Annotated in this window: 22 protein-coding genes, 4 pseudogenes and 1 riboswitch; of the genes and pseudogenes, 12 read left to right on the top strand and 14 right to left on the bottom strand. The window is 69.9% G+C overall.

The window, feature by feature from the left end; translation table 11 throughout:
• Positions 1-64 precede the first annotated feature (64 nt).
• Positions 65-1,168 (bottom strand): annotated as a pseudogene (locus tag F3T56_RS28755) (polymorphic toxin-type HINT domain-containing protein); the annotation flags it as partial.
• 60 nt (positions 1,169-1,228) lie between these two features.
• The gene (locus tag F3T56_RS28750; RefSeq protein WP_149828289.1) at positions 1,229-1,879 is read right to left on the bottom strand and encodes a Uma2 family endonuclease; all 651 of its coding nucleotides are present in this window, start codon (positions 1,877-1,879) and stop codon (positions 1,229-1,231) included.
• A gap of 133 nt (positions 1,880-2,012) precedes the next feature.
• On the opposite strand from F3T56_RS28750, the gene F3T56_RS28745 reads away from it, so the two are divergent.
• From F3T56_RS28745 to F3T56_RS28725, 5 genes are all read left to right on the top strand, one after another.
• Entirely contained in the window at positions 2,013-2,423 is a 411-nt protein-coding gene (locus F3T56_RS28745; protein WP_149828288.1) for a VOC family protein, read from the top strand.
• Positions 2,424-2,523: 100 nt separating this feature from the next.
• Positions 2,524-2,967, top strand: coding sequence for a hypothetical protein (locus F3T56_RS28740; protein ID WP_149828287.1), 444 nt, complete (start codon positions 2,524-2,526; stop codon positions 2,965-2,967).
• Between the two features lie 5 nt (positions 2,968-2,972).
• On the top strand, positions 2,973-3,533 hold the full coding sequence (locus tag F3T56_RS28735; protein ID WP_149828294.1) for a thiol-disulfide oxidoreductase DCC family protein: 561 nt from the start codon (positions 2,973-2,975) through the stop codon (positions 3,531-3,533).
• Between the two features lie 120 nt (positions 3,534-3,653).
• Positions 3,654-4,382, top strand: coding sequence for a TetR family transcriptional regulator (locus F3T56_RS28730; RefSeq protein WP_149828293.1), 729 nt, complete (start codon positions 3,654-3,656; stop codon positions 4,380-4,382).
• 90 nt (positions 4,383-4,472) lie between these two features.
• The gene (locus F3T56_RS28725; RefSeq protein WP_149828286.1) at positions 4,473-5,060 is read left to right on the top strand and encodes a Uma2 family endonuclease; all 588 of its coding nucleotides are present in this window, start codon (positions 4,473-4,475) and stop codon (positions 5,058-5,060) included.
• A 1-nt stretch (position 5,061) separates the two neighbouring features.
• Here the strand turns inward: F3T56_RS28725 and F3T56_RS28720 are convergent.
• Positions 5,062-5,631 (bottom strand): annotated as a pseudogene (locus tag F3T56_RS28720) (carboxypeptidase-like regulatory domain-containing protein); the annotation flags it as partial.
• A 199-nt stretch (positions 5,632-5,830) separates the two neighbouring features.
• On the opposite strand from F3T56_RS28720, the pseudogene F3T56_RS28715 reads away from it, so the two are divergent.
• A pseudogene (locus tag F3T56_RS28715) lies at positions 5,831-6,939 on the top strand (sensor histidine kinase); the annotation flags it as partial.
• Positions 6,940-6,955: 16 nt separating this feature from the next.
• Here the strand turns inward: F3T56_RS28715 and F3T56_RS28710 are convergent.
• The 5 genes from F3T56_RS28710 to F3T56_RS49810 form a co-directional block, all read right to left on the bottom strand.
• Positions 6,956-7,354, bottom strand: a complete 399-nt coding sequence (locus tag F3T56_RS28710; protein WP_149828284.1) for an ATP-binding protein — start codon at positions 7,352-7,354, stop codon at positions 6,956-6,958.
• A 159-nt stretch (positions 7,355-7,513) separates the two neighbouring features.
• Positions 7,514-9,070: an ABC transporter substrate-binding protein gene (locus F3T56_RS28705; RefSeq protein ID WP_149828283.1), complete on the bottom strand. Its 1,557-nt coding sequence runs from the start codon at positions 9,068-9,070 to the stop codon at positions 7,514-7,516.
• Between the two features lie 228 nt (positions 9,071-9,298).
• Positions 9,299-10,621 (bottom strand): metallophosphoesterase, encoded by a 1,323-nt coding sequence (locus F3T56_RS28700; RefSeq protein WP_149828282.1) that lies wholly within the window; start codon positions 10,619-10,621, stop codon positions 9,299-9,301.
• A 16-nt stretch (positions 10,622-10,637) separates the two neighbouring features.
• Positions 10,638-10,880, bottom strand: coding sequence for an SCO4848 family membrane protein (locus tag F3T56_RS48275; RefSeq protein ID WP_149828281.1), 243 nt, complete (start codon positions 10,878-10,880; stop codon positions 10,638-10,640).
• A 102-nt stretch (positions 10,881-10,982) separates the two neighbouring features.
• Positions 10,983-11,207: a hypothetical protein gene (locus F3T56_RS49810; RefSeq protein WP_342786993.1), complete on the bottom strand. Its 225-nt coding sequence runs from the start codon at positions 11,205-11,207 to the stop codon at positions 10,983-10,985.
• Between F3T56_RS49810 and F3T56_RS28690 the strand changes: the two genes are divergently transcribed.
• On the top strand, positions 11,101-12,348 hold the full coding sequence (locus F3T56_RS28690; protein ID WP_342786992.1) for a D-alanyl-D-alanine carboxypeptidase family protein: 1,248 nt from the start codon (positions 11,101-11,103) through the stop codon (positions 12,346-12,348). The two genes, F3T56_RS49810 and F3T56_RS28690, sit on opposite strands and share 107 nt — an antisense overlap.
• On the opposite strand, the gene F3T56_RS28685 is transcribed toward F3T56_RS28690, so the two are convergent.
• Complete coding sequence (locus tag F3T56_RS28685) at positions 12,345-13,295, bottom strand: YihY/virulence factor BrkB family protein (RefSeq protein WP_149828279.1); 951 nt, start codon at positions 13,293-13,295, stop codon at positions 12,345-12,347. The two genes, F3T56_RS28690 and F3T56_RS28685, sit on opposite strands and share 4 nt — an antisense overlap.
• Before the next feature lie 193 nt (positions 13,296-13,488).
• Here F3T56_RS28685 and F3T56_RS49410 point away from each other — a divergent pair, with 193 nt between their 5' ends.
• Together F3T56_RS49410 and dprE2 are read left to right on the top strand one after the other, a co-directional pair.
• The gene (locus tag F3T56_RS49410; protein ID WP_281291915.1) at positions 13,489-13,611 is read left to right on the top strand and encodes a hypothetical protein; all 123 of its coding nucleotides are present in this window, start codon (positions 13,489-13,491) and stop codon (positions 13,609-13,611) included.
• Positions 13,612-13,656: 45 nt separating this feature from the next.
• Entirely contained in the window at positions 13,657-14,412 is a 756-nt protein-coding gene (dprE2, locus tag F3T56_RS28680) for a decaprenylphospho-beta-D-erythro-pentofuranosid-2-ulose 2-reductase (RefSeq protein WP_149828278.1), read from the top strand.
• A 17-nt stretch (positions 14,413-14,429) separates the two neighbouring features.
• Here the strand turns inward: dprE2 and F3T56_RS28675 are convergent, their stop codons facing one another.
• Both F3T56_RS28675 and trpS read right to left on the bottom strand, forming a co-directional pair.
• Positions 14,430-15,011 carry a 2'-5' RNA ligase family protein gene (locus F3T56_RS28675; protein WP_149828277.1) on the bottom strand — a complete coding sequence of 194 codons (582 nt, stop codon included), beginning with the start codon at positions 15,009-15,011 and terminating at the stop codon, positions 14,430-14,432.
• A 267-nt stretch (positions 15,012-15,278) separates the two neighbouring features.
• On the bottom strand, positions 15,279-16,292 hold the full coding sequence (gene trpS, locus F3T56_RS28670) for a tryptophan--tRNA ligase (RefSeq protein WP_149828276.1): 1,014 nt from the start codon (positions 16,290-16,292) through the stop codon (positions 15,279-15,281).
• A 100-nt stretch (positions 16,293-16,392) separates the two neighbouring features.
• Between trpS and F3T56_RS28665 the strand changes: the two are divergent.
• Both F3T56_RS28665 and F3T56_RS28660 read left to right on the top strand, forming a co-directional pair.
• Positions 16,393-16,986: pseudogene (locus F3T56_RS28665) on the top strand (RNA polymerase sigma factor); the annotation flags it as partial.
• A 109-nt stretch (positions 16,987-17,095) separates the two neighbouring features.
• The gene (locus tag F3T56_RS28660; protein ID WP_425473639.1) at positions 17,096-18,001 is read left to right on the top strand and encodes a hypothetical protein; all 906 of its coding nucleotides are present in this window, start codon (positions 17,096-17,098) and stop codon (positions 17,999-18,001) included.
• Positions 18,002-18,333: 332 nt separating this feature from the next.
• Here F3T56_RS28660 and F3T56_RS28655 read toward each other — a convergent pair whose 3' ends face one another.
• From F3T56_RS28655 to F3T56_RS28645, 3 genes are all read right to left on the bottom strand, one after another.
• A complete protein-coding gene (locus tag F3T56_RS28655) occupies positions 18,334-19,782 on the bottom strand; it encodes a glycine hydroxymethyltransferase (protein WP_149828275.1) in 1,449 nt (482 codons plus the stop codon).
• Between the two features lie 31 nt (positions 19,783-19,813).
• A riboswitch (ZMP/ZTP riboswitch) is annotated at positions 19,814-19,902 on the bottom strand.
• Positions 19,903-20,019: 117 nt separating this feature from the next.
• The gene (locus F3T56_RS28650) at positions 20,020-21,204 is read right to left on the bottom strand and encodes a glutathionylspermidine synthase family protein (protein ID WP_149828274.1); all 1,185 of its coding nucleotides are present in this window, start codon (positions 21,202-21,204) and stop codon (positions 20,020-20,022) included.
• Positions 21,205-21,225: 21 nt separating this feature from the next.
• Positions 21,226-21,597, bottom strand: coding sequence for a hypothetical protein (locus tag F3T56_RS28645; RefSeq protein ID WP_149828273.1), 372 nt, complete (start codon positions 21,595-21,597; stop codon positions 21,226-21,228).
• A gap of 198 nt (positions 21,598-21,795) precedes the next feature.
• On the opposite strand from F3T56_RS28645, the gene F3T56_RS28640 reads away from it, so the two are divergent.
• Positions 21,796-22,572, top strand: a complete 777-nt coding sequence (locus F3T56_RS28640; RefSeq protein ID WP_149828272.1) for a LolA-like protein — start codon at positions 21,796-21,798, stop codon at positions 22,570-22,572.
• Positions 22,573-22,578: the final 6 nt, after the last annotated feature.

The following is a 22,578-nucleotide window of genomic DNA, read 5'->3' as shown; positions in this document are numbered from 1 at the left end:
CGCGTCCCCCACCAGATCGCTCACACCCCATCAACGACCCAGAACCCAAACCGTTTCGGATCAATATGTGGGTGAGGCCGGTGGCCGTGTCGTCGATGCCGACGCCGATGTAGCCGCGCTTGTTGGGCCACGACGACGGTCTCGGGCCGCGGAGTTCGCCGTACGGCTTGAAGGCCCGGCGGGTGACCGTCTGGCCAGTCGACAGGGCGATCGATGTGTTCGCTGTGCCCAAGTGGTCAGCGAGCAGGACCGAGAGCTGGTGCCCCGTCGTCGCGCCGCTGGTCGTGGTGCGGGTGGCCGTCGGGGCGCCGGGCTGTGCGTAGGAACGCGAGGCGCGCGTGACCGCGCCGGACGCGTCCGTCGTCACCTCCGTCTCGCCCAGATACAGCGTCGAGCCCGACGGGGAGTTCTCCAGGAGGCGGTTGCCGTTGGCGTCGTAGATGTACGTCGTCTTCTTGCCAGCGGCCGTGATCGTGTCGAGCTTGTCCTCGGAGGTCCACTTCAGGTCCTGGGCGCCGGTCGCCAGGTCCCGGACCTCCGTGTTGCCCACGGCGTCGTACGTATACGTGCTCTCCTGCCCGGCCGGGCTGGAGGCGATCGACGTCATCGTGTGCGGCTGCTTGGGGTTGTAGCCGTACGTGTACGTGACCCTCTTGGTCGTGTCCGCCGGGTCGGCCTCAATCAGCGTCGCTCGGTTGCCCAGCCAGTCGAAGGTGAAGGACTGGTGGTAGGCCGTGGCGCCCGTGGAAACGGTGTTCGCGGCCGGGGCCGTGGCCGCCAGCGTGGACGTCAGCGACGTGTCCGGGCTCGACACGTCCGTCGACGCGTCCGGGGCATCCGCCACCGGGCCCGACGCCGCCGCGTAATCCGTGCGCGGGCCCCACGTCGTGCCGTTCGCCGCCTTGCAGCCCGTGCCGTTGCCCGCCGGTGCGATGTTCGACGTCCAGGCGTTGGCCAGCTCGCCCATCACGTCGTACGTGAAGCACTGGGTGTCCCAGGTGTCGCCCGAAGCATCGGACAGAAGGCGGGCGTTGGACGTGATCGTGCCGGACTTGTCGTACGAGTAATAGCTGTCGGAGATGCGGTGCGGGCCCGCTGTCTCGCGGTCGGCGAGCGTGCGCTGGAGGCGGCCGGTGTGCGGGTCGATGAAGTTGGTCGTCCAGACACGGGCACGGTCACAGCGACGGGGGCCGACCGGGAGAACGAATGCGGTCGGCCCCTTGCCGTGTCACCCCTGTGCCGCGTCCCGTGAAGCCCTCCGACGTCGGTTGATCGCGGTGAGATCGATCTCGATGTCGAACGGTACGGAGACCTTCAGACGGTCATGGAAGATGCCGGTGAGGCCGTACGACTTCGTGGCCGGGTCGAGTTCGTAGACGTAGACGACGGGCAGCTCCGTGTGCCCGTCCTTCTCAACACGCCAGAAGTGCGGGACACCGGCTGCCGCATACTTGCGCGGCTTGACCTCGCGGTCGCGCTCACGGGAGTCCGCGGAGACGACCTCGACGGCAAGGATCACGTCCTCCGGCTTGTACCAAGTCTGGTCAGACCCTGTGACCGCCTCCGCAGGAAACACGACGATATCCGGCTCCGGCCGGTTCTTCACGTCGAGCTTGATCGTCATCTCCCGGTCGACGTCCAGGTGATCCGGCGCCTGATCCAGGAGGGCGTTGTCCAGCAGGCGCATGGTGCGCGTGTGGAACCGGGTCTGCGGACTCATGAAAACGAGACTCCCGTCGATCAACTCCGTGTGCGGCGGGAGGCCCGGGATCCGGTCGAGGTCGTCGGCGGTCCAGCCCTCGGGGGGCGGGATCGGCCAGCGGTACTCCGGCTCGTCGTCGAGTCGACCGTCCAGTTCGTCGTCGGATACGGCGCTCATGATTACTCCCATGCGACGGAGTCTCGCCTGTGCCCTCAGCGTACCCAGCACAGATGACGGATGGCTCAGCCCAACGAGTGACCAGCTCACGGGACACCCGTTCGGGAGTCGTCGGAGGGTCTAATCTGACGACATGTCAGATTATGAGTCGTACGAACTGCTCGGGTTCGACAACGTTCTGCTGCCGGTGGGGGATCTCGGTGAGGCGGTCGGCTTCTATGAGCGGGCCGGGTTCGAGGTGGCGTTCCGGCTGGACGAGGCGGAGATCGCCTTGCTGAAGGTGGGCAAGGAGACGCCGGGGCTGCTGCTCCGGGTCGAGGGCGAGCTGCGGCATCGGTCACCCCTGTGGGCCTCGGCGCGGGTGTGGCTGGAGGTGCGGGACGCGCGGGACGCCGCGCGGGCCCTCGCGGCGGCCGGGGTGCAGCCCCTCGATCCGCCGTTTCCCGTCGCCACCGGGTGGACCGTGGAGTTCGCGGATCCGTGGGGGAACGTCATCGGCCTCACGGACTACAGCAAGCGGCCGGAGTTGGCGCGCACCACATGAGCATGGCACCCCCATCCCATACCTCGAGCTTGAACACGTTCAAAAGCAGCGCTACAGTCTCACCACGGCGTTTTGAACGTGTTCAAGAAGGGGTGGGGGCATGGACCTCACGGTCGTCGCATACGTCATCTATCTGCTGGTCAGCGTGGGGCTGACCGTCTGGGTGGCGCGGACGTTGAGCAGGAACGGGCGGATCTTTCTCGCGGATGTGCTGCGGGGGAACGAGAAGCTCGCGGATGCGGTGAATCATCTGCTGGTCGTCGGGTTCTATCTCGTGAACCTGGGGTTCGTGGCGCTGTACCTCAACGCGGACGGGGCGATCGACAGCCCGCGTGAGGTGTTCGAGGCGGTCTCGGCGAAGCTCGGGGTCGTGTTGCTGGTACTCGGCGCGCTGCACCTCGGGAACGTGTTCGTGCTGAACAAGTTCCGGCGGCGCGGAGTCATGGAGCGGGAGCAGGTGCCGCCGGTCGCGCCGCAGGGCTGGGTCACCCACGGGGCTCCCGGCGCTCCCGGAGCTCCCGCGGCCCCTCCGGCCGGGGCGTGACGTCGATGGTGGCGGCAGTCGAAGCCACCGGTGACCGGGGCACCGAGCGTGTCCCGGTCACCCCGGTCGCCCCAGTCACCCCGGTCGCCCCAGTCACTCCAGTCATCCCCGTCCGTGGGCTCACCGTCCTGTACGACGCCCAGTGCGGTCTCTGTGCCTTCGTACGGGACTGGCTGGGGCGGCAGCGGCAGCTCGTGCCGTTGTGGTTCGTGCCGGCGGGGTCGGACGAGGCCCGGTGGCGGTTTCCCTCGCTCGATCATCGGGCGACTCTGGAGGAGATCACCGTCGTCGGGGACGGCGGACAGATCTATCGCGGGTCGGCGGCCTGGATCGTCTGTCTGTGGGCGCTGCGCGAGCACCGACCGCTCGCCCACCGGCTGAGTACCCCGTCGGGGGCGCGGCTGGCCCGGGGCGCGGTGCTCGCCGCCGCGAAGTGGCGGGGGTCGCACCGGCCGCCCGGCGGGATCGGCGGGGCCCAGGTGGAGGGGTGGGAGTACGACCGGCGCTCCGGGTGGACGTACTCCCCGGCCGACGGCTGTGGAAGCGGCACCTGTCCGACTCGTTAGGCTCTGCCCGTGCCCGCAGTGAACGACAGCCTCAGCCCGCAGCCCGGTACCGAGCCCTCGTCGGCGGCGGAGCCCTCGGCCGCCCGAGGCGACGCGGAGCCGGGCGGCCCCAGGGACGGCGTGGAGCAGCCCGGTCCCAAGGGCTCCGCCAAGTCCGAGCAGACCCGCGCGCTCATCCTGGAGACCGCGTTGCGGCTCTTCCAGGAGCGCGGGTACGACAAGACGACGATGCGGGCCATCGCCAAGGAGGCCGGGGTCTCCGTCGGGAACGCGTACTACTACTTCGCCGGCAAGGAGCACCTGATCCAGGGCTTCTACGACCGGATCGGCGCCGAGCACCTGGCGGCGGTGCGGCCGGTGCTGGAGCGGGAGAAGGACCTGGAGGCGCGGATCGCCGGGGTGCTGAAGGTGTGGCTGGACGTGGCGGAGCCGTACCACGAGTTCGCGGCGCAGTTCTTCAAGAACGCCGCCGACCCCGACAGCCCCCTCAGCCCCTTCTCCCCCGAGTCACAGGCGCCGCGCGAGGAGGCCATCAACCTCCACCGCGAGGTGCTGGCCGGGGCCAAGGCCAAGGTGCCGGACGAACTCCGCGACGTCCTCCCCGAGTTGATGTGGCTCTCCCAGATGGGGCTCGTCCTGTATTGGGTGTTCGACCGGACCGAGGGGCGCGAGCGCAGCTACCGGCTCGCCGAGCGCGGCGCCCGGCTGACGACCAGGGGGGTCTCACTGGCGCGGTTCCGGGTGCTGCGGCCGCTCGTCCATGAGGTGCACGAGCTGTTCACGGACTTCCTGCCGGGGATGACGAAGGCGCTGCCGGATCCGGGCGTCAAGGGGCAGACGAGGGAGTGATCACTTTCGGGTGAAGGGGTTCGAACGGGACATCCCTCACCGGGCCTGCTTACCATGATGGTCTCGACACCAGCCCATGGGAGGCACCTGATGTCCGCAGCAGCTGTCGAGCGGTCGCACGAGGAGCGGGCGCTGATCGCCGAGGCGAACCACATCATGGAGAGCGTTCCGGGCCTCCGCGTCGAGATCATCGGAGACCAGATCCTCGTGAGCCCAGCACCGGACGGCCCTCACTCCGAGGCGCTGATGCTGTTCGCAGCCCCCTTCATGAATCTGGGCCTCGTGCGCGCGCTCCCGGGCATCGGCCTCTGGCTGCCCAGCGGCCCGGAGGACTACGCCATCCCCGACCTGTCGGTGGTCGACGACGACTACCGTGATCACCTGGTGGAGAACAGCTGCTACGACCCGATGTGCTTCCGCCTGGTCATGGAGGTCACCTCCAGCAATTGGAAAACGGACCTGCAGACCAAGGTCACCCATTACGCCAAGGCCCGCATCCCCGTCTACGTCATCGTCGACCGCAAGCACCAGCGCCTCCATGTGCTGACCGAACCAGCGCGCGGTAGTTACGCGAAACACGGGATCCACATCCCCGGGGAGCTCGTCACGCTCCCCGAGTCCGTGGGCGGCAAGGTCGTGCTCGACGTCGAGCGCCTCCTCAAGGCCGGTTTGGCCTGAGCTAATTGACCGCGTCCACCTCCCCCTCAACCATCCCCGCCAACTCCACATCAAACACGAGCGGCCCCTCCCCCACGACCACCTGCCGCGCACGCGAGACGTACGACGCCGAAGTCGCCGCCAGCAGATACGACCCCGGCCCGGGCACCGCCACGATGTACGAGCCGTCCGCCAGAGACGTCACCCGGTCCAGCTGACGCCCGCCCCTCGACAGCAAGGCCACCTCGACGCCCTCCACCGGCTCACCGTCCGCCGTCCGGATGAAGCCGTGGATCACGGAGGCGGGGCCGCCCTCCACCAGCGGCGGCTGCACCACCGGAGACTCCGCCTCCTTCGGCTCCACCGCCAAGTGCGGCAACCGCCTCTCCAGCCCGGCCGGCAGCCACCAGTTCGCCTTCCCCAGCAGATGCATCGCGGCCGGTACCAGGGCCGTACGCAGGATGAACGCGTCCAGGGCCACGGCCGCCGCCAGGCCGATGCCCGCCATGGCCGCCTCCAACTCGCCGCTGAGCACGAACGCGCTGAAGACGCACATCATCAGCGCGTGGGGCATGCGGATGTATCTGCTCGACAGCGTCGACACCGGGCTGATGACGACCCGTGAGTCGATCGGGAACGCACGGATCGACATGGAGCAGATCGACGCGTTGAGCGCGCTGGTCGCGGTCAGCAACAGGGCTTCCCGCGGGCCCTCCACCGAGAACGCCGACTCCCTCGTCCAGGGCGCCGTCTTCACCGCCCTGGGCGACAAGGGCGAGCCGCGGACCATCGCCGGTTTCGCGCCGACCGGCAAACAGCGCGCCCTCGCCGCCGCCGTGGCCGACCCGGCCGCCCTGGTCGACGACGAACCGCACGACGTCTACGTGGAGGGCGCCCCCACCGGGTCACCGCGGCCGAACTGGACGACGGCACGACGGTGCTGCTCGCCACCTCCACCGAGTCGATCCACGAGGTCATCCGCAAGGCCCTGAGGCTCGACTTCGCCGTCGGCACCCTGCTCCTCGCGCTGCTCGCCTGTCTGACCCTGTTCAGCGTGCGCCGCCGGATGCGGCCCCTGGAGGACATGGTGGAGACCTCGTCGGCGATCGCCGAAGGCGATCTGACCCGCCGCGTCCCTTCCAGCAGCGAGGCCACCCTGGAGGTCGAACAGCTCCGGATCGCCCTCAACTCCATGCTCCAGCGGGTCGAGTCGGCGTACCGCACCCGCGAACGCAGCGCCGCCCAGCTGCGTCGCTTCGTCGGCGACGCGTCCCATGAACTGCGTACGCCCCTGTCCGCGATCCGCGGCTACCTCCAGCTCTACGACAAGGGCATGCTCACCGACCCCGGCGAACGCCGGCGCGCCTGGGACCGTATGAACAACGAGGTCGACCGTATGGGCCGCCTCGTCGACGAACTCCTCACCCTCGCCCGCCTCGACCAGCACCCCGAACTCCGCCTGCGCGACGTCGACCTGACCCGCCTCGTCCGCGACGCCGCCGCCGACCTGCGCGCCCAGCAACCCGATCGCCCGGTCACGGTCACCGCCGACGGCACCCTCCTCGTCCACGCCGACGAGTCCGGCCTGCGCCAGGTCCTGGGCAACCTGATCACCAACGTGCGCACGCACACGCCCGCCGATGTCCCGGTGCGGCTCGGGGTGGGGCGCGCGAACGGCGTCGTACGCCTGTGTGTCGAGGACGAGGGCCCAGGGCTGGCGGAGGCGGACGCGGCCCGCATCTTCGACCGGTTCTTCAGGGCGGGGGGTGGCGCGGGAAGTGGGCTCGGGATGGCGATCGTGCAGGGTGTGGTGGAGGCCCACGGCGGCGAGGTGGCGGTGACCACGGCTCCGGGCGATGGCTTGAAAGTGACGGTGACGCTGCCGCCGCCCCCGCAGTGAGCCCCTGCCCATGGCGTCACGGCATCCCCATCAACGCCCAGACCGTCTTCCCGTGCCGCCCCCGGCTCCACACCCCCCACGCGGCCGCCAGATGATCCACGAGCTGCAGCCCCCGCCCGTTCTCCTCCCACTGCCCCACCTCCCGCAACCGAGGTACGGCCATCCCCTCGTCCGACACCTCCACCAGACAGGACCCGTCCGCCAGCGCGGTCACCGCCACCTCGAACTCCCGCTCCAGCAAAGGCCCATGGCGTACGACATTGGTCGCCAGCTCCGACACGACGAGGACCACGTCCTCCAGCGCCGGTTCACCGTCGCCGTGCCCCCAGTCGGCCAGATGGTCCCGTACCCGTCGCCGGGCGAGCCCCACGGACGCCGGATGGCGGGGCAGCCGGAAGGAGTTGCGCCTCAACACGTTTGCTCCTCACGCCAACCACATCCCCGACACAAGAAGATGCGGTGCGTGAGCGCTGTCTGTCACTCCCGCGAACGTCGCTCCCGCGACTTCGCGTCAGCTGTCACAGGACGCCTGTCATATCCACTTCGAGCCACGGCCATCAGATCCATCGGCCGTTCAGATCCATTCCAGCCGCCACAGCCGGAACACGCCGGTCCCGTCGGACAGATACTGCGCCCCGTCGACGTCCTCGGTGCTGAGGACGTACTCGTTGCGCTGCCACAGCGGAATGAGCGGCACGTCCTGCGCCACGACCTCCTGGAGTTGCTGGAGTGCGGCCGCGGCCCCGCTGCGGTCCTCGTAGCGGCGGCTGTCCTGGATGAGCCGGTCGGCCACCCCGCTGCTGTAGCCGTTCTTGAGGGAGCCGCCGGTGCCGACGAGGGGCCCGCTGAAGGTGTCGGGGTCGGGGTAGTCGGCGACCCGGCCGACGGCGTACGCGTCCAGCTCCCCGGCGGCGTAACGCCGCTGGAAGTCCGTCCGCTCGTACGCCTTCGTCGTGACCGTGAACAGGCCGCTCGCCTCCAGCTGTGACTTCAGCTCGGCGGCTTCGGCGGCGTCCGACTCCCGGCCCTCGGCGTATCCGTAGGTGAGGCGCACCGGCATGTTCACCCCTGCCGCGTCGAGCAGTTCGCGGGCGCGGTGAGGGTCGGGCTTGGGGTACGTGTCGAAGAACGAGGTCGTGTGGCCCGTGACGCCGGTCGGGATCAGCGAGTACAGCGGGTCGGCGGTGCCCCCGTAGACGTCGGCGACCAGCTTCTCCCGGTTGACGAGCGAGGCCAGCGCCTGCCGTACCCGGCGGTCCTCAAGGGGCGAGCTCGCACGCACGTTGAGGACCAGACTGCGGGTCTCGTTGCTGTCGGCCTCCGTCACCCGTTGGTCGGGGGCGCCGGCCGTCAGCCCGGCCGGTACGGCGGACGGCAGCGCGCGCGTGGCGACGTCGACCTGCCGCGCCGTCCACGCCTTCGCCAGCGCCGCCGAGTCCTCGTAGTAGCGCACGAGGACGGGGCCGCCGGTGTCCTGGACGGCGCCCTGGTAGGCGTCGTTGGGCCGCAGGCCTGCCTGCTTGCCCTTGTCGTACGAGGTCAGGACGTACGGTCCGGTGCCGTCGGCGCCGCCGTCGGCGCGCAGCCGGTCCGTCGGGTACTTCGTGCGGTCGACGATCGCCCCGGCGCCGGTGGCCACCTTGAACGGGAACGTGGCGTCCGGCGCGGAGAGGCGGAAGCTGACGGACAGTCCGCTCGCGCTGACCGACTGGAGGGTGTCCAGCAGTGGCGCGGGGCCGGCGTCGGAGTTGATGCTCAGGATCCGGTCGAAGGAGTACTTCACATCCAGGCCGGTCATCGCGCGCCCGCTCGGGAACGTCAGCCCTTCCCGCAGGGTGCAGCGGTAGACGGTGAGCGCGTTGCCGACGAACTCGCAACTCCGGGCGGCGTCCGGGACGGGTGTGACGGCGCCCGGTTCGAAGGTCAGCAGCGACTGGAAGACATTGCTGAACAGGGCCCAGGAGCCGGCGTCGTACGCCCCGGCCGGGTCGAGCGAGGTGATCGTGTCGGTGGTGCCGACCGTGATCGTCCTGCTCTCTTCCCGCTGGCCCGACATCAGCTGCCAGCCGCCCGCCGCCGCGATCGCCAACACCAGCAACGACGCGAGAATCCGCAAGCGAACCGACTGCATCGGCGCCCCTCCCAAGACCCCCACCCGGCCCACCACGCACGGTGGTTCCGCGGTGACGCGGATCACCTAACCACAGGGTTTCGTGTTGACGGAAGAGGGGTTTTGTTGAGTTAAGAAAGAACTCACCTGAACCCCAACAACGTGCGCTCCGGGAAATCTTGACGATCCGTCACGTCTGTCTGCCTTCGACCCGCCGGCTCCGTCATGCCCGCTTCGACGCCGGCTCCGTCATGCCTGCTTCGACGCCAGCTCCACCACGGTGATGTCCGACGGCGCCCCCACCCGCACCGGCGGCCCCCACGCGCCCGCGCCGCGGGAGACGTAGAGCTGGGTGTCGCCGTAGCGTTCGAGGCCCGCGAGAGTGGGGTTGGCGGCCGCGGCGACGTAGTTCATGGGCCACATCTGGCCGCCGTGGGTGTGGCCGGAGAGCTGGAGGTCGACGCCGTGGTCGACGGCGTCGTGGATCTGGACGGGCTGGTGGGCAAGGAGGACGACGGCCCGCGAGGTGTCCCGGTCGCCGAGCGCCTTCGCGTAGTCGGGGCCCTGGCCCTGGTCCTCGCCAGACACGTCGTTCACGCCGGCGAGGTCGAGGTACGGCAGCTCCCGGCGGGCGTTCTCCAAGGGGGTCAGGCCCAGTCGCCGTACCTCCTCGACCCACTGCTCGGCGCCGGAGAAGTACTCGTGGTTGCCGGTGACGAAGTAGCTGCCGTGCCGTGCCTTCAGACCCGCGAGAGGGGCCGCCGCAGGGCCCAGGTCCGCCACACTGCCGTCGACCAGGTCGCCGACGACCGCGATCAGGTCGGGCTGGGTCGAGTTGATGGTGTCGACGACCTTCTGCGCGAAGCCCCGGCCCAGCAGCGGGCCGAGGTGGATGTCGCTGACCACCGCGATCCGGAAACCGTGGGCCGCGCGCGGGAGTTTCGCCAGCGGCACGGTGACGCGCTTGACCTTGGGGCCGCGTACGACGCCGTAGGTGCCGTAGCCGACGGTGCCCACGGCCGCGGCGGCGACGGCGCCGCCGACCACGCGGGAGACGAAGAGGCGGCGGGAGGGGTCGGTCGGGGCCGGTTGCGCGGGATCGCCGGGCTCGGTGGGCTCGGATCCGGCGGGCTCGGCGGGATCGGTCGGCTTCGTGAGGTCGGTCGGCTCCATGGGCTTCGCGCCCGCCGGGACCGGCTCCGGCTCGCGTACGGCGGGCTCCGGCCGCTCCACGGGGGCCGGGGCGGGGGCGCGCCGGGCCACCAGGCGGCGCACGACGGGTCGTACGAGCTCCCCCGCCAGCAGGGCGAGCAGGAGATACAGCGCGAGGGCGAGCCACATGAAGCCCGGCCACGTCAGCGTCTGTTGCAACCAGAAGGGGGCGCCGCTCCGCTCGGCGACGAAGCCGGCCACCATCAGCAGCGGACCGGCGATGAACACGCCCGTGCCGACGTGTCGTGCGACCCCCGGCCCGCGTGTCGTGTCGCGCACCAGACGGCGCCAAGCGTACCAGTGCAGGACCACGAAGGCGGCCAGCACCAGCACGGCCACGAGAACGAAAACTACGACCATGCCGCCGCGCTCCCCGCTATGCCGTCTTCCGGAGGGCGCGCACTCCGCGCAACCCGATGACCCCGATGACCGTCCCAAGGACAAAGGAAACGACCGCGAGTGTCAGATGCACCCAGAAGTACGCCGTCGGGTCGCCCGCGTCGTCGAACGCGAGCCCGCTGCCGTCCTTCCACAGGTTCTTGACGAAAGTGATCCAGATGACCCAGCTCCACACCCCGAAGGCGAGCAGGAACCAGGAGAGGGGGCGGCTGAGCTTCATGGGTTCAGTATCGCCGTCGCCCGCCCGGTTCTCGCGCCGGGGTGCGCGCGGGGACGCGGGAGCGAGCACGCGTGTGCGCGCCACCGGGCACCGCGGTGGGATTTACCGGTCGGAGCCATGTACTTTCTCGATCGTGCCCGCCTCCAAGAAGACCGCCAGGCGCTCCCTGCTGGTCACTTCCGCCACCGTCGTGTCCTTCTCGCTGACGTCGTTGACGTCGTTGGCGGTCGCCCCGGCCGCGTTCGCCGCCGATCCGACACCGAGTTCGAGTGGCTCGCCGTCACCGAGTGCGAGCGCCTCGCCGTCCGCGACTCCCCCGGCGACCATGTCGACCGTCGGCGGTGAACTGCTGGGCAAGCCGGGTACGCAGGCGAATCTCGGCAGCGAAGCGCCCGTGCTGCCCAAGGACATCAGCGCGCGTTCGTGGATCGTCGCGGACGCCGAGTCGGGCGAGGTGCTGGCCGCGCACAACGCGCACTGGCGGCTGGCACCGGCGAGCACGCTGAAGATGCTGTTCGCGGACACGCTGCTGCCGAAGTTCAACAAGGACGAGAAGCACAAGGTCCTCTCCTCCGACCTGGCGGGCGTCGGCTCGGGCTCCAGCATGGTCGGCATAAAGGAGGACGAGACCTACACCGTCCACGATCTCTGGCTCGGCGTCTTCCTTCGCTCCGGCAACGACGCGGTGCACGTCCTGTCCGCGATGAACGGCGGCGTCAAGCAGACCGTCGCGGACATGAACGCGCACGCCGAGGAGCTCCAGGCCCTCGACACGCACGCGGTCAGCCCGGACGGGTACGACGCCAAGGGGCAGGTCTCGTCGGCGTACGACCTGACGCTGATCGCCCGGTCGGGGCTGCAGAAGAAGGACTTCCGGGAGTACTGCTCGACCGTGCGGGCGAAGTTCCCGGGTGAGACCAAGAAGGGCAAGAACGGGAAGAAGACCCGCTCCTCCTTCGAGATCCAGAACACGAACCGGCTACTCACGGGTGACAGTGGTCTCGACGCCTATCAGGGCATCGCAGGTGTGAAGAACGGCAACACCACGCATGCGGGGGCGACGTTCACCGGGGTCGCCGAGCGGGACGGGCGGGTGCTGCTCGTCACGGTCATGCACCCGGAGAAGGACGAGCACAACCAGGTCTACAAGGAGACCGCGAGCCTGTTCGACTGGGGGTTCAAGGCGGCGGGGAAGGCGACGCCGGTGGGGGAGCTTGTTCCGCCGAAGGGGGCCGACACGGATACCTCAGGTGACGCCGAGTCGAGTGCTCAGCCGGGGGCTACGGCGTCGGCGTCTGCCTCCGGCGGGGCCGGGGGTAAGGCTGTGGCCGCGGATGCCGCCGAGGGGTCCGGTGGAATCGGGGTTGCGCTGGGGATCACCGGGGGTGTGTTGGTGCTGCTGGCCGGTGGGGGGTATCTGGTGAATCGGAAGTGGCCTGGGCGTAAGGACCGGGGGGCGTCTGCCTAGTTGGTGCCGGTTGCGGGGTGCGGGTCGTTCGTGGCTGGTCGCGCCCGCGCGGCGGAGCCGCATGTGTCACCGCCCCGCGCCCCTTTGTCGGCCGGTGCTTCCTTGGGACCCTCCGCCGTCCATGCCGCGCAGTACAGCAGCAGCTTCGTCGTGAAGTTGATCCACAGCAGCAGGGCGATGGGGACGCCGAACGCGCCGTACATGCTCTTCGAGGCGACGCCCTGCATGTAGCCGCTGAGGAGGAGCTTGAGGAGTTCGAAGCCCACGGCGCCGAGGAGGGCGGCCACGATCAGGCGGCGGCGGGGTGGCTGGACGCCCGGCAGCAGGGTGAGGACGTAGAGGAGGAGCAGGAAGTCGGCCAGTACGGCGACGGTGAAGGCGGCGATCTGGAGGAGGATGCCGCCCCAGCCGTCCCGGTCGATGCCGAGTTGGTCGGTGATCCGGCCGACCATGGACGAGGCGACGGTGGAGGCGGCGAGGGAGACGAGGACCGCGCCGCCGAGGCCGAGGAGGACGCCCGCGTCCTTGGCCCTGGCCAGGACGGGGTTCTCGTCGGGGTCCGGCTTCTCCCACACCGCGCGCAGACAGCCGCGCATCTCGCCGACCCAGCCGATGCCGGTGAAGAGCAGCAGGGCGCCGGCGATGATCCCGACCGTGCCGGCGTTGTCGACCAGGCCGCCGATGTCGAGTTGGCCGGAGATACCGGGGATCTGGTCGGCGATCCTGTCCTCCAGCTCCTGTTGCCGGTCCTTGCCGAGGGTCGCCGCGGCGATGGCGGCGGCCAGGGTCAGCAGCGGGAACAGCGCCAGGAAGCTGATGAAGGTCATCGCCGCGGCCAGCCGGGTCCACTTCACCCGCTCCAGCCGTTCGTACGACCGCCACGCGTGCGTGGCCATCAGGCGCTCGGCCAAGGGGCCGACCCCGGGGAGCTTTTTCAGCCAGTCCATGATCCGACTCTGCCCTCGTCGTAGTGACCCGAAGCGTCACGGCCCGGAGGCCGGATGACCCGAGTATCCCGAAGGGCCGGGAACTACGGCGGTCCTGACCGACATCCCATGAATCACCCATTCCGGTGAGGCGGCGCAGCAGCCGTGCCGGTGCGCCCACCGCACGGACATTCCCGGCGATACGGTCGCGAGCATGCCAGCCGACGCCTCCTCCGACCGCTTGTACCTACGGCTGGCCGAACTCCGCGAACCGCGCCAGGAGTTGGATCTGCGCGGGATGTTCGTGCCGAACCTGGCACGCCGCCTCGGCCTCTGAAAACCCCGTTGAACCCCCTACCCCCACCCACCCCCAGGAGCTGTCATGAAGGACGTCTTCGGCACCCCCCAGTCCCTGCTGATCCTCGGCGGTACGTCGGACATCGCGCTCGCCACCGCGCGCCGTCTGATCGCCCGGCGCACCCGCACGGTGTGGCTGGCGGGCCGCCCGTCGCCCGATCTGGAGAAGGCGGCCACCCATCTGCGCGGCCTGGGCGCCGACACCCACACCATCACCTTCGACGCGCTCGACCCCGCGTCCCACGAGATGGCCCTCGGCAAGATCTTCGCCGAGGGCGACGTCGACATGGTGCTGCTCGCGTTCGGCATGCTCGGCGACCAGGCCAGGGACGAGCGCGACCCGGTGGCCGCCGTACGAGTCGCCCAGACCAACTACACCGGCGCCGTGTCGGCCGGCCTGGTCTGCGCGCGGGCCCTCCAGGCGCAGGGCCACGGCTCACTCGTCGTCCTGTCCTCCGTCGCCGCCGAGCGCGCCCGCCGCTCCGACTTCATCTACGGTTCCGCCAAGGCCGGCCTCGACACCTTCACCCAGGGCCTCGGCGACGCCCTCCACGGCACCGGCGTCCACGTCATGGTCGTACGCCCCGGCTTCGTCCGCACCCGCATGACCGCCGACCACCCGGCAACCCTCCTGGCAACGACCCCCGAGGCGGTGGCGACGGCCATCGAACTGGGCCTGCGCCGCCGCTCGGAGACGGTGTGGGTGCCGGGGGCGATGCGCCTGGTGATGACGGCGCTGAGGCATGTCCCGAGGCCGCTGTACCGTCGACTGCCGCTGTAACCCGTCGCTGTGACCCGTCAGTGGGCCGGAAGCGAGGTGCCCCCGAGCGGAGCGTCCGGTTGTGGCGGTACGACCGACCCGCCGAAGGCGAACTCGCGGAGCTTGCGCCAGACTCCGTCCGCACCCTGCTCGTAGAGCGCGAACCCGTCGCAAGGCCACACGGCCTCGTAATCGGCGAGCTCCTCGAACGCCCGGTCCATCGCCTCCTCGGAGATGCCGTGCGCCACCGTGACGTGCGGGTGGTACGGGAAGTTGAGCTCGCGTGCCACCGGCCCCGAGGCGTCCCGGACCTGCTTCTGCAGCCATGCGCAGGCCTCGGCCCCCTCGACGACCTGCACGTACACAACCGGCGACAGCGGCCGGAAGGTTCCCGTACCGGACAACCGCATCGGGAAGGCCCGGCCGGTGGCCGCGACCTCGCTGAGGTGCGCCTCGATCGCCGGCAGCTCCGCCTCCTCGACCTCCGTCGGCGGCAACAACGTGACATGCGTGGGGATGCCGTGAGCCGCGGCGTCGCCGAAGCCCGCGCGCCGCTCCTGGAGCTGGCTGCCGTGGGGCTCCGGGACCGCGATCGACACACCGATCGTTACGGTCCCCACGTCGTCTCCTGTCGTCGTGTCATGCGTCCGTGTCTGTCATCTGTGGTCTGTCATCTGCGGTTGTGTCGTACGCACTTGGGGCGTGCGACGTTGCCGTGCGGGTCGGGTCGCACGCCCCACCGAGGCGCGCCACCGGCTATCGACTGTACGGCCACGGCGGTGTTCCGGGCAGGCGCAGCCGTAGTGATGTACGGCGCTGTCTGTGGTGCGGCCGGTGGTGCGATCGGCGCTCGGGGTTCGTGGTGGTGCGGCTCGTGGTGGTGCGGCTCAGTGCTTGGCGGGCAGGAAGCCCACCTTGTCGTACGCCTGGGAGAGGGTCTCCGCGGCGACGGCACGCGCCTTCTCGGCGCCCTTGGCCAGGATCGAGTCGAGCGTCTCCGGGTCGTCCAGATACTGCTGGGTGCGCTCCCGGAAGGGCGTCACGAACTCGACCATGGCCTCGGCGAGGTCCGTCTTGAGCGCACCGTAGCCCTTGCCGACGTACTTCTCCTCCAGTTCCGCGATACCCGCCCCGGTGAGGGTCGAATAGATGGACAGGAGGTTGCTGACGCCCGGCTTCTCGGCGGTGTCGAAGCGGATCACGGTGTCGGTGTCGGTGACCGCGCTCTTGACCTTCTTGGCGGTGGCCTTCGGGTCGTCGAGCAGGTTGATCAACCCCTTCGGGGTTGATGCCGACTTGCTCATCTTGATCGACGGGTCCTGAAGGTCGTAGATCTTCCCCGTCTCCTTCAGAATGTACGGCTTCGGGATCGTGAAGGTCTGGCCGAAGCGGCCGTTGAAGCGCTCGGCGAGGTCGCGCGTGAGCTCGATGTGCTGGCGCTGGTCCTCGCCGACCGGGACCTCGTTGGCCTGGTAGAGCAGGATGTCCGCGACCTGGAGGATCGGGTACGTGAAGAGGCCGACGCTCGCGCGGTCGGCGCCCTGCTTGGCGGACTTGTCCTTGAACTGGGTCATGCGTGACGCCTCGCCGAAGCCGGTGAGGCAGTTCATGATCCAGGCGAGCTGGGCGTGCTCGGGGACATGGCTCTGGACGAAGAGCGTGCACCGCTCCGGGTCGAGACCGGCGGCGAGCAGCTGGGCGGCGGCGAGCCGGGTGTTGGCGCGCAGGTCAGCCGGGTCCTGCGCCACCGTGATCGCGTGCAGGTCGACGATCATGTAGAACGCGTCGTGGGACTCCTGCAGGGCCACCCACTGGCGCACGGCGCCGAGGTAGTTGCCGAGGTGGAACGAGCCTGCGGTGGGCTGGATTCCGGAGAGCACACGGGGTCGATCAGAGGCCATGTTCACCATTCTCTCAGGTGTCGCGGCCCGTTCCGGAACCGACCGTAAACAGATGTGACACGGATGGGAACCGATCGGGCTCCGGCGGTGTACCAATTTTGTGAGAACGCGGGAGGGGGGCCGCATCGTCGATGAGGCCGCGGTGATCGCACGCGTACGCGCCGGAGAGCCGGAGGCTTACGCGGAGCTGGTGCGCGCCCACACGGGCATCGCACTGAGGGCGGCCCGGGCCCTCGGCGCCGGTTCGGACGCGGAGGACGTGGTGCAGCAGGCCTTCTTCAAGGCGTACTGCTCGCTGGGCCGCTTCCGGGACGGCGCGGCGTTCCGGCCGTGGCTGTTGTCGATCGTGGCCAATGAGACGAGGAACACAGTGCGGACGGCCGGGCGCCAGCGGTCCCTGGCCGACCGCGAAGCGGCCTTCGTGGAGGCCGAGCCGCTGATACCGCCATCGGCGGACCCGGCGGTCGCCGCGCTGGAGATAGAACGGCGTGTCGCGCTGCTGGGCGCGCTGGAGCAGCTGAGCGAGGAGCACCGGCTGGTCGTCACCCACCGCTACCTGCTGGAGATGGACGAGCCCGAGACCGCCGCCGCCCTGGGCTGGCCCCGGGGCACGGTGAAGTCCCGCCTCAGCCGAGCCCTGCGCAGGCTGGGACGCCTGCTGCCGGAGTTCGATCCGGGCGAGTCCTTCGAGCAGGGAGGTGCCCTAGGGGCGGGGGGTTCCCTTGGGCCGGGGAAGTCTGCTGGTCCGGGGAAGTCTGTGGTGTCGGGCAAGCTCCTTGGACGCAGGAAAGGGGGTGATGAGGGTGAGTGAGTCGTACGGCGACGGGGGCACGCCCCGGGACGGAGGCACTGACAGCGTCGGCGGCAGTACGGACGGTGCCGTGGAACATGTCGGGCATGCCGGGCGTGTCGCCCGGCTGCCCCAGGAGCTGCGGGCGCTCGGACGGTCGCTGGACCGGCCCGGGGCCGACGGGGACGAGACAAGCGAGACCATGGTCGAGCGCGTGCTGCAGCAGATACTCGCCGAGCGGGTGCCGACGCCGGTGGCCGAGCCGGCGGGGGCAGGTGAGCGGCTGCGGGCGGTGCGCCGATGGGCCTGGCTCCGGTGGCGCGCGCTGACCGCGCTGTGCGGGCTGCTCACGGCCCTCGTCCTCACCCCTCCGGTGCGGGCGGCGGTGGCCGACTGGTTCCGGTTCGGCGGGGTCGAGGTGCGGTACGACCCGTCGGCGACCCCGTCGCCGGGAGCGCGGGTGCCCGACTGCGCGAACCCTGTCTCGCTCGCCGAGGCCGGGCGGCGGGCGGGGTTCGCACCGCTCGTGCCGGACGCGCTGGGCACTCCGGACGCGGTGTCCGTGAGCCGTGCGCCGAAGGACCGCTTCGTGATCACTCTGTGCTGGCAGGAGCGGGGGCGCACGATCCGGCTCGACGAGTACGCGGCCCGGCTGGCGCCCGAGTACGCCAAGAGCGTGGCGGGTCGGCAGAAGCTGGAGTGGGTCGAGCTGAGCACGGGCCCGTACGAGGCCCTGTGGTTCCCCGAGCCGCATCTGCTCCGTTTCTGGATGACCTCCGAGGACGGCTCCCGTTTCACCCGCTCCGAGCGGACGGCGGGGCCCACGCTCCTGTGGGTGCACGGGGACGAGTTCACGCTGCGGCTGGAGGGCGTGGAGTCGCAGAGCCGGGCGAAGGACATCGCGGAGTCGCTGGACTGAAGATTGATTGCTCTCCGATGGGAACTCCGGCCCGTCGGGCGGTGTACCAGGAATGACACTGCGAGTGCGGGAGGGCCGCACCGGGACCGATCGGGGGGTGTCGGATGCGTGGATTGCGTCAACTGGCGGCGGTGGCAAGGCGTTGGTGGCGGCACGCCTGTAGCTGCGGGCAATCGTGCCGCTGGGGCGATGGGGGTCCCCCCGCTCGAGCGAAGCCGAGAGTGGGGGAGGGTGGGCGCAGCGGCACCCGGCAAGCGCCGGTGAGCGAAACCCGCCCGAGCTCAGCCCAGACGCCGGGTGCCGTGCGATCCACGCTCGCCAGAGGCGAACCGTCAGCCGAGGTCGATCTCCGGGTAGAGCGGGAAGCCGGCCACGAGGTCGGTGGCCCGGCGGGAGATCTCGTCCGCGACCTTGGCGTCGAGGACGTGCTGGGCCTTGGAAGGGGCGCCGGACTTGGTGGTGCCGGGCTCCGTGGTGGTGAGGACGCGGTCGATGAGACCGGCGACCTCGTCCATCTCGGCGGTGCCGAGACCACGCGTGGTGAGCGCGGGCGTACCGATGCGGATGCCGGAGGTGTACCAGGCGCCGTTCGGGTCGGCCGGGATGGCGTTGCGGTTGGTGACGATGCCGGAGTCGAGCAGCGCGGACTCGGCCTGGCGGCCGGTGAGACCGTAGGAGGTGGCGACATCGATCAGGTTGAGGTGGTTGTCGGTGCCACCGGTGACCAGGGTGGCGCCGCGGCGCATCAAGCCCTCGGCGAGGGCGCGGGAGTTGTCGACGACGGCCTGGGCGTAGTCGCGGAACTCGGGGCGGCGGGCCTCGGCGAGGGCGACGGCCTTGGCGGCCATGACATGCGGGAGAGGGCCGCCGAGGACCATCGGGCAGCCGCGGTCGACCTGGTCCTTGAGAGAGTCGTCGCACAGGACCATGCCGCCGCGCGGGCCGCGCAGCGACTTGTGGGTGGTCGTGGTGACGATCTGGGCGTGCGGCACCGGGTCGAAGTCGCCGGTGAGGACCTTGCCGGCGACGAGGCCCGCGAAGTGCGCCATGTCCACCATGAGCGTGGCGCCGACCTCGTCGGCGATCTCGCGCATGATCCGGAAGTTCACGAGACGGGGGTAGGCGGAGTAGCCGGCGACGAGGATCAGCGGCTTGAACTCACGGGCGGAGGTGCGCAGGGCCTCGTAGTCGATGAGGCCGGTGGCGGGGTCGGTGCCGTAGGAGCGCTGGTCGAACATCTTGCCGGAGATGTTCGGGCGGAAGCCGTGGGTGAGGTGGCCGCCGGCGTCCAGGGACATGCCGAGCATGCGCTGGTTGCCGAAGGCCTGGCGGAGTTCGGCCCAGTCGGCCTCGGAGAGGTCGTTGACCTGGCGGGCACCGGCCTTCTCCAGGGCGGGGGCCTCGACACGGTCGGCGAGGACGGACCAGAAGGCGACGAGGTTGGCGTCGATGCCGGAGTGCGGCTGGACATAGGCGTGGCGGGCGCCGAAGAGTTCCTTGGCGTGCTCGGCGGCGAGGGACTCCACGGTGTCGACGTTGCGGCAGCCGGCGTAGAAGCGGCGGCCGATGGTGCCCTCGGCGTACTTGTCGCTGAACCAATTGCCCATGGCCAGGAGGGTGGCCGGGGAGGCGTAGTTCTCGGAGGCGATCAGCTTGAGCATCTCGCGCTGGTCGGCGACCTCCTGGCCGATGGCGTCGGCCACGCGCGGTTCGACGGCGCGGATCACATCGAGGGCGGCACGGAAGGCGGTGGACTCGTTGGAGAGGGGCTCGGCTGGCATGGGGACCTCCGGACGTTGCGTTCAGCGTTCACGGTACGGCCCAGGCGCACGGCACTCATCTTTCCCGGGCCGCTCCCCGATGGTCCGTCCCATCCCAGCGCGCCAGTCACGACCCGAGGATCACCTTATCGGGCGGCCCGAACCGGCGGACGGCCGCGTCCACCATACGAACGAGGGCGTTCCACCACTATGGCCGGTCCCTGCGGCTCACGGCCCACGCCCCTCCCGGGGCGCGGTTCACAGGATGACGTGCGGCAGGAAGCGGGCGTACTCGTCCGTGATCAGGCCCGAGGACTCGCGGATGCCGAGGCCGGCGGACTCGTTCTCGACGACCCAGGCGCCGAGGACGACGCGGTTGCCGTCGAAGGCGGGGAGGGGGGCCAACTGCTGGTAGCAGCAGGGTTCTTCGCGGGGGACGGGGTCGGTTCCGGGGTCGTGGACGGTGATGCCGGCGCCCTCGCGGCCGAGGAGCGGTTTGGCCACGTAGCCGGTGGTGGCGGCCAGTTCGCGAGGGCCGTCGAGGTAGGCGGGGAGGAGGTTGGGGTGGTCGGGGTACAGCTCCCAGAGGACCGCGAGGAGGGCCTTGTTGCTGAGGAGCATCTTCCAGGCGGGTTCGATCCACAGGGTGGTGCCGGTGCCGCCGCCGTTGTCGAGGGTGGCGAGGACGTGCGGGGCGAAGCGGTCGGTGGTGAGCCACTCCCAGGGGTACAGCTTGAAGATGCTGCGGATGAAGCGGAGCTTCTTGTCGACGAAGCGCTCGGAGAGGCGGTCCCAGCCGATGTCCTCCATGGAGATCCAGTCGGTGTCGAGGCCGGCCTGTTCGGCGGTCTCCTTCAGATAGGCGACCGTCATCAGGTCCTCGCCGAGTTCGTCGGCGGCGGAGTGCGCGAAGTAGAGGGGGCTGCCCGGCGGGAGGAGGGGGGACTGCTTCTTCCAGGCGTCGACGAGGCGTTCGTGGAGGGAGTTCCACTGGTCGGCGCCCGGGAAGCGCTCCTCCATCCAGAACCACTGGGGGCTGGCCGCCTCGACGAGCGAGGTCGGGGTGTCGGCGTTGTACTCCAGCAGCTTGGCGGGGCCGGTCCCGTCGTAGCGGAGGTCGAAACGGCCGTATATGGAAGGGAGTTCGGCACGGCGGTGCCACGCCTCGGCGATGAGGTCGGCGAGGCGTGGGTCGGTGATGCCGAGGTCGGCGAAGCGGTCCTTGTCGACGATGTGCGCGGCGGCGGCGAGGCACATGCCGTGCAATTCCTCGACGACCTCCTCCAGCGCCTCGACCTCGGGGAGGGAGAAGACGTAGTACGCGCTCTCGTCCCAGTACGGGCGCAGGGAGCCGTCCGGGTGGCGGGTCAGCGGGTAGATGAGGCCCTGTTCCTCGACCGTCTCCTGCCAGCCCGGGCGGGGCTCGATGGTGCGGCGTTCCATGGCTCTGCCTCCCCCTCGGGGTCAGCCGCCGCTGGAGCCGGAGCCGGAGCAGCCGAAGCCGTCCCGGTCGACGGCCTCGCTGCGGCTGAAGGTGCCGTCGTCGGCCCACTTGCCGCTGACGTCGGCGTCGTAGTACCAGGCGGCGTCGACCGAGCCGGCCTGCTTACGGTTGCCGCTGCTGCTGCTCTTGCGGTTCTTGCCGTACGACGACGAGGAGGTGGAGTTGCAGTTCTTGTCGGCGATGATCTTGTAGCCGTTGACGATGTCGTAACTGTCGCGGTCCACGCACCGGCGGTCCGGATCGGATCCGCAGGAGGTGAGGGCCGCCGCGACGACGCCCATTCCACCGAGTACGACCGTGCTGGAACGCAGGCGCCTTCGCTGCTCTCCCATGTGTGCTCCCCCGTCGGGCTGATGCCGTGCCATGCCGGGCCGGTGCACAGTGACCGGCCGTCGGCTTATGCGCGCCTTATCGGCGCCCACACTAGTGATCGATTCCATGCATCGGCCAACCGGCTCCCCGTCGGAAATGCGGTGGGCCGGGGCGAAACCTACGCTGAAGAGTGGGCCGCACCACGCGGAGGTGACGCGATGACCAGGCATGACGGAGTCGTCGCCGGAGCGGTGGTGACCTGCACGGCGGTGGCCGCAGCCCTCCTCCTCTCGCCCTCCCCGTCATTCGGAGACCATGTAAAGGACCCGAGTGCGCGGGAGCTCTCCGACCGGGCGCAGGAAGCTCTGAGGGAGGCGAAGTCGGTGCGTCTCGAGTTCATCGACGAGAGCCCGGGGGTCGACACCAGTTCCACCCGGCCGGCCTCGATGGACCTGGCCTTCGACCAGGACGGCAACTGCGTCGGCTCCATGGAGATGGGCTCCGACGGCGGCAGCGTCGAGATCGTCAAACAGGGCGACGAGGTGTGGATGAAGCCGGACGCCGACTTCTGGAAGGCCCAGATACCCGGCGCCGAGGGCGAGGCGGCCGCCGAGCTCTTCAAGAACCGCTACATCCACGGCTCCACCTCCGACGCCCTCCTCAAGGGCATGGCCGACACCTGCGACCTCGACGCGTTCCAGGACGAGGTCACCGAGGACGACTCCACCGGCACCGAGTCCCTGAAGAAGGGCGACGAAACGACGGTCGACGGCGACAAGGCCATCCCCGTCTCCTCCGTGAAGGACGGCACGACCACCACCCTCTACATCACCACCGACTCCGACCACCACCTGGTCAAGGCCACCGAGAAGGGCGACGACACCGACCTCACCATGACCTTCACCGACTACGACGAGCCGGTCCCCTCCGAGACCCCGTCGGCAAAGGAGTCGATCGACGTCTCGAAGCTCCGGAGCGAGCTGGAGAAGGTCTGAAGCCAT

The sequence above is a fragment of the Streptomyces tailanensis genome, assembly GCF_008386495.1.
Lineage (GTDB): Bacteria > Actinomycetota > Actinomycetes > Streptomycetales > Streptomycetaceae > Streptomyces > Streptomyces tailanensis.
Note: the sequence above shows the minus strand (reverse complement) of the source record. Positions and strands in the feature narration are given on the sequence as shown.